Source organism: Bradyrhizobium semiaridum, assembly GCF_020329505.1.
GTDB classification, from domain to species: Bacteria; Pseudomonadota; Alphaproteobacteria; order Rhizobiales; family Xanthobacteraceae; genus Bradyrhizobium; species Bradyrhizobium semiaridum.
Window position 1 is genome coordinate 59078 of the sequence record NZ_JAGKJJ010000043.1, and the last position, 15189, is coordinate 74266.

Annotated in this window: 11 protein-coding genes, 1 tRNA gene and 2 pseudogenes; 7 read left to right on the forward strand and 7 right to left on the reverse strand. The window is 66.0% G+C overall.

The features are described from left to right. Window positions 1-13 precede the first annotated feature (13 nt). The 6 genes and pseudogenes from J6500_RS29780 to J6500_RS29805 form a co-directional block, all read right to left on the reverse strand. Window positions 14-3339, reverse strand: a pseudogene (locus J6500_RS29780) (hybrid sensor histidine kinase/response regulator). A 115-nt stretch (window positions 3340-3454) separates the two neighbouring features. Further along, a complete protein-coding gene (hemA, locus tag J6500_RS29785; RefSeq protein WP_225716272.1) occupies window positions 3455-4684 on the reverse strand; it encodes a 5-aminolevulinate synthase in 1230 nt (409 codons plus the stop codon). 166 nt (window positions 4685-4850) lie between these two features. Then, window positions 4851-5912 carry an MBL fold metallo-hydrolase gene (locus J6500_RS29790; protein ID WP_225716273.1) on the reverse strand — a complete coding sequence of 354 codons (1062 nt, stop codon included), beginning with the start codon at window positions 5910-5912 and terminating at the stop codon, window positions 4851-4853. A 259-nt stretch (window positions 5913-6171) separates the two neighbouring features. Then, complete coding sequence (locus tag J6500_RS29795; protein ID WP_225716274.1) at window positions 6172-8316, reverse strand: methyl-accepting chemotaxis protein; 2145 nt, start codon at window positions 8314-8316, stop codon at window positions 6172-6174. 215 nt (window positions 8317-8531) lie between these two features. Further along, window positions 8532-9266, reverse strand: a complete 735-nt coding sequence (locus J6500_RS29800; protein WP_225716275.1) for an outer membrane protein — start codon at window positions 9264-9266, stop codon at window positions 8532-8534. Window positions 9267-9453: 187 nt separating this feature from the next. Next, window positions 9454-9774 carry a hypothetical protein gene (locus J6500_RS29805; protein WP_225716276.1) on the reverse strand — a complete coding sequence of 107 codons (321 nt, stop codon included), beginning with the start codon at window positions 9772-9774 and terminating at the stop codon, window positions 9454-9456. A 100-nt stretch (window positions 9775-9874) separates the two neighbouring features. Between J6500_RS29805 and J6500_RS32040 the strand changes: the two genes are divergently transcribed. Continuing rightward, window positions 9875-10000: a hypothetical protein gene (locus J6500_RS32040; RefSeq protein WP_283842965.1), complete on the forward strand. Its 126-nt coding sequence runs from the start codon at window positions 9875-9877 to the stop codon at window positions 9998-10000. A 67-nt stretch (window positions 10001-10067) separates the two neighbouring features. Here J6500_RS32040 and J6500_RS29810 read toward each other — a convergent pair. After that, window positions 10068-10142 (reverse strand) — tRNA-Thr (locus J6500_RS29810). Between the two features lie 315 nt (window positions 10143-10457). Here J6500_RS29810 and J6500_RS29815 point away from each other — a divergent pair. From J6500_RS29815 to J6500_RS29840, 6 genes and pseudogenes are all read left to right on the forward strand, one after another. Further along, window positions 10458-10706: a hypothetical protein gene (locus tag J6500_RS29815; protein ID WP_225716277.1), complete on the forward strand. Its 249-nt coding sequence runs from the start codon at window positions 10458-10460 to the stop codon at window positions 10704-10706. Window positions 10707-10741: 35 nt separating this feature from the next. Further along, window positions 10742-12436: an FAD-dependent oxidoreductase gene (locus J6500_RS29820; protein ID WP_225716278.1), complete on the forward strand. Its 1695-nt coding sequence runs from the start codon at window positions 10742-10744 to the stop codon at window positions 12434-12436. A 455-nt stretch (window positions 12437-12891) separates the two neighbouring features. Then, on the forward strand, window positions 12892-13392 hold the full coding sequence (locus J6500_RS29825; RefSeq protein ID WP_225716279.1) for a hypothetical protein: 501 nt from the start codon (window positions 12892-12894) through the stop codon (window positions 13390-13392). Between the two features lie 56 nt (window positions 13393-13448). After that, window positions 13449-14273, forward strand: coding sequence for an alpha/beta fold hydrolase (locus tag J6500_RS29830; RefSeq protein WP_225716280.1), 825 nt, complete (start codon window positions 13449-13451; stop codon window positions 14271-14273). Between the two features lie 114 nt (window positions 14274-14387). Further along, entirely contained in the window at window positions 14388-14813 is a 426-nt protein-coding gene (locus J6500_RS29835; RefSeq protein ID WP_249781722.1) for a DUF2948 family protein, read from the forward strand. A 220-nt stretch (window positions 14814-15033) separates the two neighbouring features. Continuing rightward, window positions 15034-15189 (forward strand): annotated as a pseudogene (locus J6500_RS29840) (histidinol dehydrogenase); the annotation flags it as partial.

Sequence of the window (15189 nt, forward strand, 5' to 3'; positions counted from 1 at the left end):
CGAGTGCGGAACTTCACTCCGCTGCCACCATCTGCTGCGTCCGCCACTGCCCGAGCAAAGCGCGCAGCGAGGCTGGCTTCACCGGCTTGTTCAGCACCGCGATGTTTTCCTCGCGGGCGGCGACGCGCACTGCGGGACTGCGGTCGGCGGTGATCAGGATCGCCGGGATGCCGTCGCCGAAGCGGCGGCGGATCTCGCGGATCGCCGCGACGCCGTTGCCGCGATCGAGATGGTAGTCGACCAAGACGCCGGTGACGCGGCCGCCAGCCGCCTCGATCGCGCTCATTGCGCCTTCCGCATCGAGCACCGCGATGACCTCGGCGTCCCACGCCGTCAGCAGCGTCTTCATGCCGTCGAGGATGGCAGGATCGTTCTCGATGCAGACGATCAGCGCGCCGCTCATCGGCGTCTTCGACAGCGGGGTGGCGCTGGTGACAGCCGCGGTGTGGTTGACGGCGGTTGCGATCGGCACCGTGACCGAGAATGCCGAGCCGCCGCCCGCATTGGCCGAGATCGCGATGCGGTGGTTGAGCACGCGCGCCAGGCGTTCGACGATCGACAGGCCGAGTCCGAGGCCGCGCGCGATCCGCGCGCCCTGCTCGAGGCGGTGGAACTCCTTGAAGATCTCGCCGCGCTTCTGCACGGGGATGCCGACGCCGGTGTCGTAGATGCTGATCTGAAGCTGCTCGCCGCGGCGGCGGCAGCCGACCAGCACACGGCCGCGCGGGGTATATTTGATCGCGTTGGAGATGAAGTTCTGCAGCAGCCGGCGCAGCAGCGAACGGTCGGACTCGACCGGCAGCGAGCACGGTACGAAGCGCAGGTCGAGGCCCTTGTCGCGCGCGATCGGCGCGAACTCGATCTCCAGCGAACGCATCAGATCGGCCATACGGAAGCTCGTGATCGATGGCGTCATGGCGCCGGCATCGAGTCTGCTGATATCGAGCAGCGCGCCCAGGATGTCCTCGATCGCCTCGAGCGAGTCGTCGATGTTCTCGACCAGGCGGGAGTCCTCGCCGCCGTTCTGGCGCTCGACCAGGCTCGTGACGTAGAGCCGTGCCGCGTTGAGCGGCTGCAGGATGTCGTGGCTGGCGGCGGCGAGGAAGCGCGTCTTGGAGGCGTTGGCGTCTTCCGCGATGCCCTTGGCGAGTGCGAGTTCGGAGTTCAGCCGGGTCAGCTCTTCGGTGCGGTCGCGCACCCGCTTCTCCAGCGTCGCATTGGCGCGCTCCAGCGCCTCGGCGGCCTCGTGGCCATGAATTCGAGGATCTCGGGCAAGGGGATGCCGAGCTGCATCAGATGTGGCGGCAGCGCCAGCAGTTCGGCGAACTGCCGGTTGGAGCAGATCAGCTGCAAATCGGCGTCGAACACCGCGATGCCCTGCCGCACATGGTTGAGCGCGGTCTGCAGGATCTCGCGGTTGAAATGCAGCGCGGCGTGGGAATCGTCGAGCAGCTTCAGCGCGGCCTTGGCCGACACGGTGCGGCGTTGCAGCAGCAGCGACATCACGAGGCGCGAGGATGCCGCGCCGATCGAGGAGGCGATCAGCCGCTCGGCGTGCTGCAGCAGCTCGAAATCCGCCGGCGCCGACGGATCAAGCGCGACGTTGCGGTCGGCGGCGAACGCGGCGAAGGCCTCGCGGGTCCGCTCGGGGCCGAGATATTGCGTCACCGTGCTCTGGATGTCCTGCACCGTCACGGTGGTGCGCCAGCGCCGGAAGCTGGGTGCGATCGGGGCGAGCGCGTTCGGCACGAAGACGTCGGCCTGCAGCAGCTCGATCGACGACGGCGCGTGCGCCAGCGAGAACACGACATAGGTGAGGACGTTGAGCGCCAGACTCCAGAGTACGCCGTGCAGCAGCGGCGGCAGATCGGCACCGAACAGCGCCTGCGGCCGCAGCGCCTCGATTCCGAACGGCCCGTGCTGCAACAGCATCAGCCCCGCGGTCGAGGTCTCCAGGAAGCTCGGCACGAACAGCGTGTAAAGCCACATCGCGAAGCCGACCAGCATGCCCGCCATGGCGCCGCGCGCGGTGGCCCGACGCCAGAACAGGCCGCCGAAGAACGCCGGCGCCAGCTGCGCGATCGCCGCAAAGGACAACAGGCCGATCGAGACCAGCTGGGTGTTGCCGAGGGCGCGATAGTAGAAATACGCCATCACCATGATGGCGAAGATCGAGAAGCGGCGCGCCTTGAGCAGGAAGTCGCCGAAGTCCTTCTGGCCGGCGCGGGCATCGTCGCTGCGCGGCAACACCAGCGGCAGCACGATGTCGTTGGAGACCATGATCGACAGCGCGACGCATTCGACGATCACCATCGCGGTGCCGGCCGACAGGCCGCCGACGAACACGGCGAGGCTGAGCAGCTGCGAATTGCCTTCCATCGGCAGCGCCAGCACGAACATGTCGGCATCGACCGCGCCGAACGGGAAGATGACGAGGCCGGCGATCGCGATCGGAATCACGAACAGGTTGATCACGACGAGGTAGAGCGGGAACAGCCAGCGCGCCCGGCTGACGTCGGCGCTGGTCGAATTCTCCACCACGCTGACGTGGAACTGGCGCGGCAGCAGCATGATCGCGCAGAACGACAACAGCGTCATGATCAGGAAGTTGCCGACCGAGGGCACATATTCGATCGCGCGCAGCGCCTCCGGGGTCTTCAGCGCGCGCTCGTAGAGCTCGCCGGGGGAGAACATCCAGAAGGTGACGAAGGCGCCGGCGGCGATGAAGGCGACCAGCTTGACGATGGACTCGGCCGCGATCGCCAGGATCAGGCCGTGCTGGTGCTCGGTCGCGTCGGTGTGGCGGGTGCCGAACAGCACCGCGAACACCGCCATCGCCAGCGTCACCATCAGCGCGATGTCGCCGATGATCGGGATCTTGGAGAAGGCCTGGTCCTCGCTCAGGATGGTCTCCAGCGAGGACGCCATCGCCTTGAGCTGCAGCGCGATGTAGGGCACCGAGCCGATGATCGCAATGCACGCGACCGTCGCGGCGACCGCCTGGCTCTTGCCGTAGCGCGCGGCGATGAAGTCGGCGATCGAGGTGATGTTCTGCGACTTGGCGAGCGCGATCACCCGGCGCAGCAGCGGCGTGCACAGCCCGACCATCACGATCGGGCCGACATAGATCGCCAGGAAATCGATGCTGGTGCGGGTGGCGAAGCCGACCGAGCCGAAGAAGGTCCATGAGGTGCAGTAGATCGCCAGCGACAGCGGATAGATCCACTGGCTGGCACGGCCGCGCTCGCCCGGCGGCATGCGGTCGCCGCGGCTGGCCACGAAGAACAACAATCCGATGTAGGCGAACGCCGTGGCGATTACGCCCCAGTCGTGCAGCATCGCTGCTCATCTCCCGTCCCGGCCATGGAGAGGGCCGGATGGGGGAGTATAAACGCATCGGGCCGGCCGCGCATCGCACGACCGGCCCGATTTCGGAAGTGGAACGCGGATAGGGTTACTCGGCCGCCAGCGGCTTCCGGTGCAGCGGCAGGTCGAGCCGGCCCCAGACCTGGAGCAGGGCCTCGGCCAGCGCGTCGATCAGGCCGTCCTCGTGGTAGGGCGAGGGGGTGATGCGCAGCCGCTCGGTGCCCTTGGCGACGGTCGGGTAGTTGATCGGCTGGATGTAGATGCCGTGCTCCTCCAGCAGCAGGTCGGAAGCGCGCTTGCACTTTTCGGGGTCGCCGACGAACAGCGGCACGATATGGGTGTCGCTCGACATCACGGGTAGGCCGGCGGCGGTCAGGATCGCCTTGGTGCGGGCGGCGCGGTCCTGGTGGCGCTCGCGCTCCCAGTTCGAGGTCTTCAGGTGCCGGATCGCGGCGGTCGCGGCCGAGCAGATCGCCGGCGGCAGCGCGGTGGTGAAGATGAAGCCCGGCGCATAGGAGCGCACGGCATCGATGACCGCAGCCTTGCCGGCGATGTAGCCGCCGAGGCAGCCGAACGCTTTTGCAAGTGTGCCCTCGAGGATGTCGATGCGGTGCATCACGCCGTCGCGCTCGGCAATGCCGCCGCCGCGCGGGCCGTACATGCCGACCGCATGAACCTCGTCGACATAGGTCATGGCGCCGTATTTCTCGGCGAGATCGCAGATCTTGCCGAGCGGCGCGACGTCGCCATCCATCGAATACAGGCTCTCGCAGACGATCAGCTTCGGCCTGTCGGGGCCGGCGGCGATCAGCAGCTCTTCGAGATGCGCGACGTCGTTGTGGCGGAAGATCTGGCGGTCGCAGCCGGCCTGACGCACGCCCTCGATCATCGAATTGTGGTTCAGCGCATCCGACAGGATCAGGCAGTTCGGGATCAGCTTGGCGAGCGTCGAGATGCCGGTCTGGTTCGAGACATAGCCCGACGTGAACAGCAGCGAGGCTTCCTTGCCGTGGAGGTCGGCGAGCTCGGCTTCGAGCTGCACCAGCGGATGATGGGTGCCGGCGATGTTGCGGGTGCCGCCGGCACCGGTGCCGACCCGGGTCGCGGTCTCGACCATGGCGCCGACCACCTTGGGATGCTGGCCCATGCCGAGATAGTCGTTGGAGCACCAGATCACGACATTACGTTGGCCCTTCGGCGAGTGCCAGGTCGCGTGCGGGAAGCGGCCGGCGATCCGCTCGAGATCGGCGAACACGCGGTAACGCCGCTCGTCATGCAGGCGATTGAGCGCGGCATTGAAGAACTGGTTGTAATCCATCGTCGAACCCACAAAACGGAACCTGACCGGCGCGGAACGTCTTACTTAGAGCTTTTCTAGCTCTAATGTCTATGCATTGGCTCACACCTGGGCATGCACCGCAGCTGGGCAAATTGCCCTATCGGCGGAGTTCTTGCTTGATTTCGGTCAAATGGGCTTGGCGCGATCAGGTCGTGCGAAACCGCAAAACGCCGTCGCTGGTCTCGGTCGTCAAACGGCCCTCGACCAGCATGTAGTTGACGTGGGCGACCAGCTCGCCGGCGGCGAAGCCCATCTGGTGCTCGTCCAGCACGTGCTTGTGGAACACCACAGGCACCAATTGCTTGGAGGTCTGCGGCACCTCGCGGCAGGCCTCGGCGATCAGCCGGCAGCGTTCCTCGTGGTGATCGGCGAGCTGCTTGATCCGGGTCTTCAGCCCGTAGAACGGCACGCCGTGGCCGGGCAGCACCATCACGTCGTAAGGCAGCGTGGTGGTCAGGCTCGCGAGCGACGCCAGATATTCGCCGAGCGAGTTCTGCTCGGGCTCGACCGCCCAGACGCTGACATTGGGCGAGATCTTGCTCAGCACCTGATCGGCTGATAGGAACAGCTTGTCGGCCGCGCAATACAACATCACCTGGTCGAGCGCGTGGCCGCCGCCGGTGATCACCTTGAAGCGCCGCGTGCCGATCACGACCTCGTCGCCATGGGTCAGGCGGTGATAGGACGGCGGCAGCACCGACACCCGCTTCAGATAGTCCTGGCCGCGGCCGAGCAGCTTTTCGGTGAGGTCCTCGTCCATGCCGTGGCGGCGGAAAAACAGCCGCTGCGCGTTGCGCCGTTCCTCGGTGCCGCGGTTCTGGTGATAGACCGACTGCAGGTACTCGACCTGCGACATGAACAGCGGGCAGCCGAACCGCTCGGTGATCCAGCCCGCGAGGCCGACATGATCGGGGTGCGAATGGGTCACGATCAGGCGGGTGATCTCGACGTGCTTCAGCGGCCCCTCGAACAGGGTGGTCCAGGCCGCGATCGATTCCTCGTTGCCGAAGCCGGAATCCACCATGGTCCAGCCGTCGCCGTCGGCGAGCAGATAGACGTTCACATGGTTGAGGCGGAACGGCAGTTTCAGCCGCGCCCATAGCACGCCCGGCATGACCTCCAGGACCTGGTCGGGACCGGGATGGTTCTCCCAAGGGTATCTCAGTGCCTCCGCTGAGGAGGCCAGGCTGTCGGTCTTCGAATGCATGCTACCGGCTTAGCGGCACATCGCCCGCCGCGCCAGCCGAAAATCAGGATGGCTGTCCGGAGAATGGCGGGTGGTAGCCGAATCCCATAGCCCGGATAGAGCGCAGCACCTTTCTCCTTCCCCCTGAATGGGGGAAGGTCGGGATGGGGTCTGCCACAGGCGACGGCGTCGGTAGAAACACCAGATCCCACCCGCTTTGCTCTGACGAGCAAAGCAACCTCCCCTTTTCAAGGGGATGTCGGAGGCGAACCGGCGTCGCTTACGCGGCCCTGATATTCGACAGGAATCCGTCGATCTCCGAGCGCAGCAGGTCGGCCTCGCGGCGCAGCGCGTCGGAGGCGCTCAGCACCTGGGTCGCGGCGGCGCCGGCTTCCGTCGAGGCGGTGCTGACGCCGACAATGTTGCTCGACACCTCGCTGGTGCCGCCGGCGGCGTGCTGGATGTTGCGGGCGATCTCGCGGGTTGCCGCGCCCTGCTCCTCGACCGCGGCGGCGATCGCGGTGGTGACGTCGTTGATCTCGCCGATCGTGCTCGAGATGTTGCGGATCGCGGAGACCGCGGTCGTCGTCACCTCCTGCATGCTAACGATCTGCTGGCGGATCTCCTCGGTCGCCTTCGCGGTCTGGCTGGCGAGATTCTTCACCTCGCTGGCGACCACGGCAAAGCCGCGGCCGGCTTCGCCCGCGCGCGCCGCCTCGATGGTAGCGTTGAGCGCCAGCAAGTTGGTCTGGGAGGCGATGGTCTGGATCAGGTCGACCACGACGCTGATCCTCGCGGCGTTGTCGGCCAGCCCCTGCATCGTGCTGTCGGTCGCCTTGGCCTCTTCCACCGCCTTGCGGGCGATCTCGGCCGAGGTGACCACCTGGCGGCCGATCTCCGAGATCGAGGACGACAGCTCCTCGGTGCCAGCCGACACGGTCTGCACATTGACCGAGGTCTCCTCGGCCGCCGAGGCGACCGCGCTGACCAGCGCGCTCGACTGGTCGGCGGTCGCCGACATGCTCTGCGCGGTCGATTGCATCGAGTTGGCCGAGGTTTGCAAACTGCCGAGCGCCGAACGCACGGCGGATTCGAATTCCGCGATCTGCGTCTCCATGCGCGAGGCGCGCTCGGCCTTGGCGATGCGGTCCTGGTTCTGGGCAGCGGTGAGCTCGCGGCCCTCGATCATGCTCTCCCGGAACACCTGCAGCGCGTCGGCCATCGCGGCGATCTCGTCGCGCTGGCGGCTGTGCGGAATCTCGGTGTCGAGGTCGCCGTCGGAAAGCAACTGCATCGAGCGCTGCAGACCGCGGATGCGGCGCAGGATGTTGCGCCCGACATAGAGCCAGACGAACAGGAACGAGCCGACCAGCGTCAGCGCGCCGAGCCCGATCATCACCAGCGTCGCGAACGCGATCTGCTGGCGCGCCTGCGAGGTCGACGTATCGGTATCCTTCTGCACGGCGTCGACCAGCTGCTGCACGCTGATGCCGAGGCCGACATTGAGCTTGCGGGTCTCTTCGAGGATGGTCTGGCCGTAGTCGATGGAGTCGAGCTCCTTCTGGCGGACCTTGAACACGCCGGTCTTACCTTCGCCGAGCGCCAGCAGCTTCGCTGCGGTGTCGCGCACCGCGACGATGGACGGATTCTTCGGCAGGTCCTCGAGGTTGGACTTGATGCGCTCACGGCCGGCCTTGAATTCGGTTTCGATCGCGTCCAGCGTCTCGCTCGAGGTCGCCGACAGCGCCGCGGTCATGTCGGCGGCCATCAGATTGCCGGCGGAGAGCACGTTGCTGATCTGGGCAACCGTTCGCGCCGCCTCGGTGGCGTCATCCGCGGACACCTCGGCCGCGCCGAGGATGGCGTTGAGCCGGGTCTGCGCGTCGAGCATGGCCGGATTGGCGGCGGCAACAAAGGCCGCCTGCGCCTTGCGCAGCGTGTTGTACTGCTGGTCGCGCAACGCGCTGATCTCGAGCCGCTCGCGTGCCGCCGAGATCAGGCTCCTGGTGGCCTCGTCGGTGTTCTTGACGTTCTCCTGCAGCGCGCTGACGACGGATTTGTCGGCGCCGAGCTGGATGATCTCGTTGAGCTTGGCGCTGGTTTGCTGCGCGACCTCCTGCACCTTCTTGGTGCGCTCGGCGAGCGCGTCCTCGCTCTGCACGGCGAGCAGGCCAGGTCCCTGCGCTGCCAGCGAGGCGCTCTGCGCGGAGAGCTGTAGGCTCGCGGCCAGCCGCGGAATGTCGCGGCCGCTGAGACCGGTCATGGTGCCGCCGAGCTGGTGCAGCACCCAGCCGGCGCCGGCGCTGATCACCAGCGCCATGCCGGCGATCACCGCGAATGCCGCGAACAGGCTGCCCCTGACGCCCATCTGCGGAAGACGGATGCGCTTGAAATCGAGTTTGCCGAGCTTGAACCGAAACGCCATTGCCCCGTGCCCCACTACCCCTGGATGTTTCCCGGCGCGGGAGTATCGGTGTCGCGGGTTAACAAAATCGGGAAAATTGTGGCGATCTGCGTATTTTTTGCGCGCCGCCAGTGTGGTGCCCCTTTGTTTTGCAGGGCGGAATTGAAGCGCACGATCGGATGCAAAAAAGGCCGGCATGAGCCGGCCTCTTCCACGCATGGTTGTGACTGACGATCTCAGTACCGCGCGGCCATCGGGTTCGCGAAGTTGAAGCGGTAGTTGATGCCGGCCTTTACGGTGTGCTCGTCATTGTGGAAGCTGCCGAACGGCACCAGCGCGGCGGGACCGGTGAAGCGGCTGTCGCCGAAGTCGTAATACTGATACTCGACCTTCGCCGACCAGTTCGGGGCGAACATGTATTCGGCGCCGGCGCCGACGGTCCAGCCGTTCTGGTGGCTGTCACTCAGCGCAAACGGGATAGCGACGCCGCCGAGCGTCACCTTCTCGTTGTTGTCGGAGTAGGCGTAGCCGCCCTTCACATAGATCAGGCCGGGACCCCAGGTGTAACCGACCCGGCCGGTGACCGAGGCGATGCCGCGCTGGTTGTTGTTGTAGACATAGCCGCCGGGGAAGATGGCGTTGAGCTGGTGGCCGCCGACCCAGGAATACTGGCCTTCGAGGCCGACCACCCACATCGGCGACAACTGCCAGTCATAGCCGGCCTGCACGCCGCCCATGAAGCGGGCGCTCGAATCCGACAGCGCGAGTCCGTTGAAGGTGTTGTTCCCGGCGAACACGCCGCCGAGATGGCCGCCGAGATAGAAGCCGGTCCAGTTGTAGAGCGGGGCGGCGTAAGCGGGCGCGGGCTGCTGGTAATAGCGACGGGCGCCGAGATCGGCGGCCTCGGCGGTCGCGCCCAAGGAGGCTGCGAGCATTGCGAGGGCTACGGTTGCGAGCAGGAACTTCTTCATTTTGGTCAGTCTCCGGACAAGTCTGAAGGCCAACGCGATGGACCTTCCGTGCCGCGCAGTTAGACCGCATTTGAATAAAATGCTGTCACCCGGAGACCTCGGCCGCCGCAAGGGCGCCGTTTTGCGCTGAAACGTTTTGTTGTGCCTAACGAACGCTTAAGCCGCGTCAGCACGCGACAACCGCGGCTTAACCAAGCCGCCGGCGCACGTCCTCGCGCATCTGCTCGCGAAACGCCTGCCGCCGTGCCGGGCGATCCTTCACCGGGACGTCGTGGCGGTCGAACACGTCGAACTTCTCCAGGATCGGATAGCGCTCGCTCGCCATCGCCAACACCCGCAAGAGCTCGGTGACCTTGGCCGTCGGTCCCGTGACCTCCCAGCGCCGGATCTTCTCGGCACCGTCGGCGGGCGGCAATCCGCACAGCCTGGCCATATCGGCCGGCGTCAGAGGGCGGCCGATCGCTTCGCCGAGGTCGTTGCGCAGTTTTCTGAGTTCAGGACCGGTCACTTGGGTTCAGCTCCGGGGCGGGGAAATGTGAAGTGCGTCACGTGGCGGGCGCCGGGCTGGGTTTATACGGAGGACTTGCGACCCCCGAAGGGAGACGATCATGCAAGGCATCATTGAAAGTCTCAGCCCCGACAACGGACAGATCGATTGGAAATGGGTCGGCAGTGTGTTCACATTCTACGTCGTGCTGATGATGTGCGGGGCGACGCTGCTGCTCACGCATTGATCTGCCGAAGCCGGGGCGACCGGCGGCGGAAGATGTGCCTGTGACACTCTGCTCTGATGAAAGATCCTGGTGCTGCCAGACAGGATTGAACTGTCGACCTCTCCATTACCAATGGAGTGCTCTACCACTGAGCTACGGCAGCATGCCCGGGAAAAATTGAATCGGCCCCGAGGGCCCGTCCAAGCGGCCGGTTCTTGCCACAGGCCATCCTTTCGCGCAAGCGAAAGAGCGCCCCCGCTGCCCGCGAAATCGGCAGAAATTCACGTCTTGCGCCAGTGATTCCGTCCGGTCTGACGGATTTCGGCCCGATCGGGTTCCCGATTGCACCGGGAAGCTGCCGATCATCTGGCCGCCGAATCATGCACCGAAGCGCAACTGGTCGACCGGGCAGGGTGCGCCGGCATCAGCCTTTGCTTATGCTGCTCTCCGCGCAAGGCGGTGGTTGAGAGTTCGGGCAATGACAGGCGATCGAGGCAAAAGCGGTGGTCAGACCGGATCTCGCGTGAAGGATTCGCGGCAGGACCGGCTGAAGCTGGCCTTGCGTGAAAACCTGAAGCGGCGGAAATCGCAGGCACGCGGACGCGACGATGCGGCTTCCGAACGGCGCGAACCGCCGCCAGATGAATCGGGCGGAGACGAGCCGGCGCATGATCCGGAAAAGTGCGAAGCGGTTTTCTGCAACGATCATCCGCAAACAGACCGCTGAAGCGCGATGACTGCCTGACAAGTGGGACGCCGACAATGGCTATGGACGACACGACGACAATCAACCGGCTCGATGCGACCGCTTACGCATTCCCGCGCCACGAGCAGACCTTTCCTACCCTGACGGCGCCCGAGATCGAGCGCATGCGCCGCTTCGGCGAGCCGCGGTCATACAAGGACGGCGAAGCGCTGTTCGAAACCGGCAAGCCCGGACCCGGCATGTTCGTGGTGTTGTCGGGCCACGTCTCGATCACTCAGCGCGACGGCTTGGGTCGCGTCACGCCGATCATCGACCAGGGGCCGGGCCAGTTCCTTGCCGAGATCGGCCAGCTCTCGGGCCGCCCCGCGCTGGTCGACGGCCATGGCGAGGTCGAGACGCTGCTGCTGCCGCCCGAGCGGCTGCGCGCGCTCCTGGTCGCCGAGGCCGATCTCGGCGAGCGCATCATGCGGGCATTGATCCTGCGCCGGGTCAGCCTGATCCAGGAAGGCGCCGGCGGCCCGGTGCTGATCGGCGCCGCCTCGGCCGGCAACATGGCGCGGCTGCAGAATTTCCTGTCGCGCAACGGCCAGCCGCATCATGTGCTCGATCCTGAGACCGACAAGGATGCCGCCGACCTCGTCGCGCGCTATTCGCCGACGCGGGCCGAGCTGCCGCTGGTGGTCTGTCCGAACGGCACGGTGCTGCGCAATCCGTCGGAGACGGCGCTGGCGATGGCGCTCGGCATGATCGGCGGCAAGAAGCATGAGCGGCTCTACGACGTCGCCGTCGTCGGCAGCGGCCCGGCCGGCCTCGCCACCGCGGTTTACGCGGCATCCGAAGGGCTGTCGGTCGCGGTGTTCGATTCCCGTGCCTATGGCGGCCAGGCCGGCGCCAGCATGCGGATCGAGAACTATCTCGGCTTCCCGACCGGCATCACCGGCCAGGCGCTGGCCGGGCGCGCGTTCAACCAGGCGCAGAAATTCGGCGCCGAGATGCTGATCCCTGTCTCGATCAAGGCGCTCGACTGCACCAGGTCCTCCGGCGCGTTCGCCCTCGATACCGATTGCGGGCACACGCTGCACGCCAAATCGGTGGTGGTCGCGAGCGGCGCGCGCTATCGCCGTCCCGTGATCGACAATCTCGAAAACTTTGAGGGCCGCGGCGTCTGGTACTGGGCCTCGCCGATCGAGGCGCGGCTCTGCGCCCAGCAGGATGTCGTGCTGGTCGGCGGCGGCAATTCCGCAGGGCAAGCGGCGGTGTTCCTCTCGGCGCATGCCCGCAAGGTCATCATGATGATCCGCGGCGGCGGGCTCGGGGCCAGCATGTCGCGCTATCTGATCGAGCGCATCGAGGCGACGCCGAACATCGAATTGATGTTCAACACCGAGGTGGTCGGGCTCGAGGGCGGCGAGACGCTGGAGCGCGTGCGCTGGAAGAGCCGGCTCGCACCCGATGAATTCAGTTTCGACATCCGCAATCTCTTTCTGTTCGTCGGCGCCGATCCGGCCACCTCGTGGCTCGACGGCTGCGGCGTGCAACTCGACCGCGGCGGCTTCGTGCTCACCGGCAAGCAGAGCGGCGATTCCGCGCGCCCCGTGGCGCTGCTCGAGACCACGGTGCCGGGCGTATTCGCCGTCGGCGACGTCCGCTCCGGCTCGGTCAAGCGCGTCGGCGGCGCGATCGGCGAGGGCGCCCAGGTGGTCGCCGCGCTGCATGGCTATCTCGCGGATGCGGGCAGTCCGTCGTTGTAGGGATCATTTTCTCCCCCTCATCCGGACGGGGCGTAAAGCTTGTCTTACCCCACTGTCATCGCCCGGCCTGTGCGCAATTGCGCACATGGACCGGGCGATCCAGTATTCCAGAGACAGTCGTTATTGAGCCGACAGGCCGCGGCGTACTGGGTCGCCCGTCGAGCGGGGCGACGACAGCGGTGGACAAGGACAAAGCTTCACATCCTCTCAGGATGACGTACTGTTCCATCTGTCGAAGCGCAAGACGCCGCATACGGGCCGATCCCGCGCTATGATTGATTCAAGTTCTCACCGGGCGCATGGCCGGCACGTGTGACGTCCATGCGAATCCGCGCGGCAAACCGGCTGCGGCAAATTATTCATGACATGTCGGCCGTCCTGCCATCGAAGCATGTAGCTATTTCGCCATACGCATCGTAACGTCATGCAAGGGTTCTCAACGGGGAGTTCGCGTCATGTCGATCTTGGTGCTTGTCCACGTGATCATCAGCCTGATCGCTATCGTCGCCGGCCTGATCGTGATGTTCGCCCTGCTCGGTTCGCGGTCGATGCCGGGGCTGACCGCGGCCTTCCTGCTGCTCACGATCCTGACCAGCGCCACCGGATTCATCATCCCGCCGCTGGTGACCGAAAAGCTGCTGCCCTCGCACATCATCGGCGGCCTCTCGCTGGTGCTGCTCGCGATCGCCTGCATTGCGCTCTATGTGATGCGGCTTGGTGGCATCTGGCGCCCGGTCTACATCGTCACCGCGATGGTCTCGCTCTATCTCAACGTCTTCGTGCTGGTGATCCAGAGCTTCCTCAAAGTGCCCGCGCTGCAGGCGCTGGCGCCGGCCGTGGCGCCCAACCCGCCGTCCGGGCCGGTGTTCGCCGCCGTGCAGGGCCTCGTGCTGGTGTTCTTCGTCGTGGTGACCGTCGGTATCTGGCGCCGGTTCAGGCCGGTGCGATTCGCCTGATAGGTCTTGCCATTCCGCGTTCGATGCACGGCGTAACGCAACAACAGGAGCAAAGCATGCCCACCATCACCACCAAAGACGGCGTCGAGATCTTCTACAAGGATTGGGGCTCGGGCCAGCCGATCGTGTTCAGCCACGGCTGGCCGCTGTCGTCGGACGATTGGGATGCGCAGATGCTGTTCTTCGTGAACCGCGGCTTTCGCGTCGTCGCCCATGATCGCCGCGGCCACGGCCGCTCCGCCCAGGTCGCCGACGGTCACGACATGGACCACTATGCCGACGACCTCGCGGCCGTCACCGCGCATCTCGATCTGAAGGATGCGGTTCATGTCGGTCATTCCACCGGCGGCGGCGAGGTCGTGCATTACATCGCGCGCCACGGCGAGAGCCGCGTCGCCAAGGCGGCGATCCTCTCCGCGGTGCCGCCGTTGATGGTGCAAACGCCGAATAATCCCGGCGGCCTGCCGAAATCGGTGTTCGACGGATTGCAGGCCCAACTCGCCGCCAACCGCTCGCAGTTCTACCGCGATCTCCCGGCAGGGCCGTTCTACGGCTACAACCGGCCCGGCGCCAAGCCGTCGGAGGCGGTGATCCAGAACTGGTGGCGCCAGGGCATGATGGGCGGCGCGAAAGCGCATTACGACGGCATCGTCGCCTTCTCGCAGACCGACTTCACCGAGGATCTGAAGAAGATCACCGTCCCGGTCTTGGTGATGCACGGCGACGACGACCAGATCGTGCCCTACGCCGATTCCGCCCCGCTCTCGGCCAAGCTGTTGAAGAACGGCACGCTGAAGACCTACAAGGGCTTCCCGCACGGCATGCCGACCACGGAAGCGGAGACGATCAACGCGGATCTCTTGGCGTTCATCAGGGGATGAGGCAATCACGCCGGCGCCGCGACAATCAATCGGCTGTAACGGCGCCGGTTCCCGCGAGGGTTTTCGCCCGGCAGCGTGCACCTTCCGGCGCCGTCAGGCGTTATACGTACCGCCATGTCCGTGCCTGCTCCTCTGAAGCTGATCGCCCTCGACGCCGATGACCTTGCGGTCATTTCCGCCCATGTCCAGGACGCCCGCGTCCAGGCCAGCGACATCGTCTGGCGCCAGCAGGAGAAGCGCCTCGTGATCGGCATGAACCGGCTGGACTGGGAGCCCACCCTGTCCGGCGGCACCTGCTCGCGCCGGCTGATCGCCGCGCTGCGCTTCGACCGGGTCTTGGCCTGCAAGTCGCGCAATATCGACCTGAACGCCCCGGAGGCCAGCCTGGAGCTGCTCGGGATCGAATTCCACGCCTCCGACCCGCCCGGCGGCTGTGCGCTGCTGATGTTCGGCGATGGGGCGGCGTTGCGGCTGGATGTCGAGTGCCTGGAGTGCGAATTGACCGATCTGGGCACGGATGAGCTGGGCGCGGCGCCATGATTTACGTCGTCCCGGCGAAGGCCGGGACCCATAACCCCAAATGCCAGTTGCCGCCTGACCCTGCGGCCTCATCCCGCCCCAACGGCCCGCTTCGGTGGTAATGGGTCCCGGCCTTCGCCGGGACGACGGTGGGTTTGCATGTTGGCCAAGGGTTGACGGCCATAATCCGCCGCGCCATTGAGCAGGGGACCCGATCCCGAATCCCCGTTAGAAAGCCGCCATGCCCGTTCGCCTGGACCGACAGAGCGCCGATTTCGACCAGCGTTTCCGCGATTTCCTGGCGGCCAAGCGCGAGGTCTCGGCCGATGTCGAGCGCGCCACCCGCGCCATCGTCGACGACGTGGTCGCCCGCGGCGACGCCGCGCTGCTCGAGGCG

Bases quoted from the DNA above. Each gene is read 5' to 3' on its own strand.
- hemA (WP_225716272.1), bottom strand. From the start codon at position 4,684: ATGGATTACAACCAGTTCTTCAATGCCGCGCTCAATCGCCTGCATGAC.
- J6500_RS29790 (WP_225716273.1), bottom strand. From the start codon at position 5,912: ATGCATTCGAAGACCGACAGCCTGGCCTCCTCAGCGGAGGCACTGAGA.
- J6500_RS29795 (WP_225716274.1), bottom strand. From the start codon at position 8,316: ATGGCGTTTCGGTTCAAGCTCGGCAAACTCGATTTCAAGCGCATCCGT.
- J6500_RS29800 (WP_225716275.1), bottom strand. From the start codon at position 9,266: ATGAAGAAGTTCCTGCTCGCAACCGTAGCCCTCGCAATGCTCGCAGCC.
- J6500_RS32040 (WP_283842965.1), top strand. From the start codon at position 9,875: ATGCAAGGCATCATTGAAAGTCTCAGCCCCGACAACGGACAGATCGAT.
- J6500_RS29815 (WP_225716277.1), top strand. From the start codon at position 10,458: ATGACAGGCGATCGAGGCAAAAGCGGTGGTCAGACCGGATCTCGCGTG.
- J6500_RS29820 (WP_225716278.1), top strand. From the start codon at position 10,742: ATGGCTATGGACGACACGACGACAATCAACCGGCTCGATGCGACCGCT.
- J6500_RS29825 (WP_225716279.1), top strand. From the start codon at position 12,892: ATGTCGATCTTGGTGCTTGTCCACGTGATCATCAGCCTGATCGCTATC.
- J6500_RS29830 (WP_225716280.1), top strand. From the start codon at position 13,449: ATGCCCACCATCACCACCAAAGACGGCGTCGAGATCTTCTACAAGGAT.
- J6500_RS29835 (WP_249781722.1), top strand. From the start codon at position 14,388: ATGTCCGTGCCTGCTCCTCTGAAGCTGATCGCCCTCGACGCCGATGAC.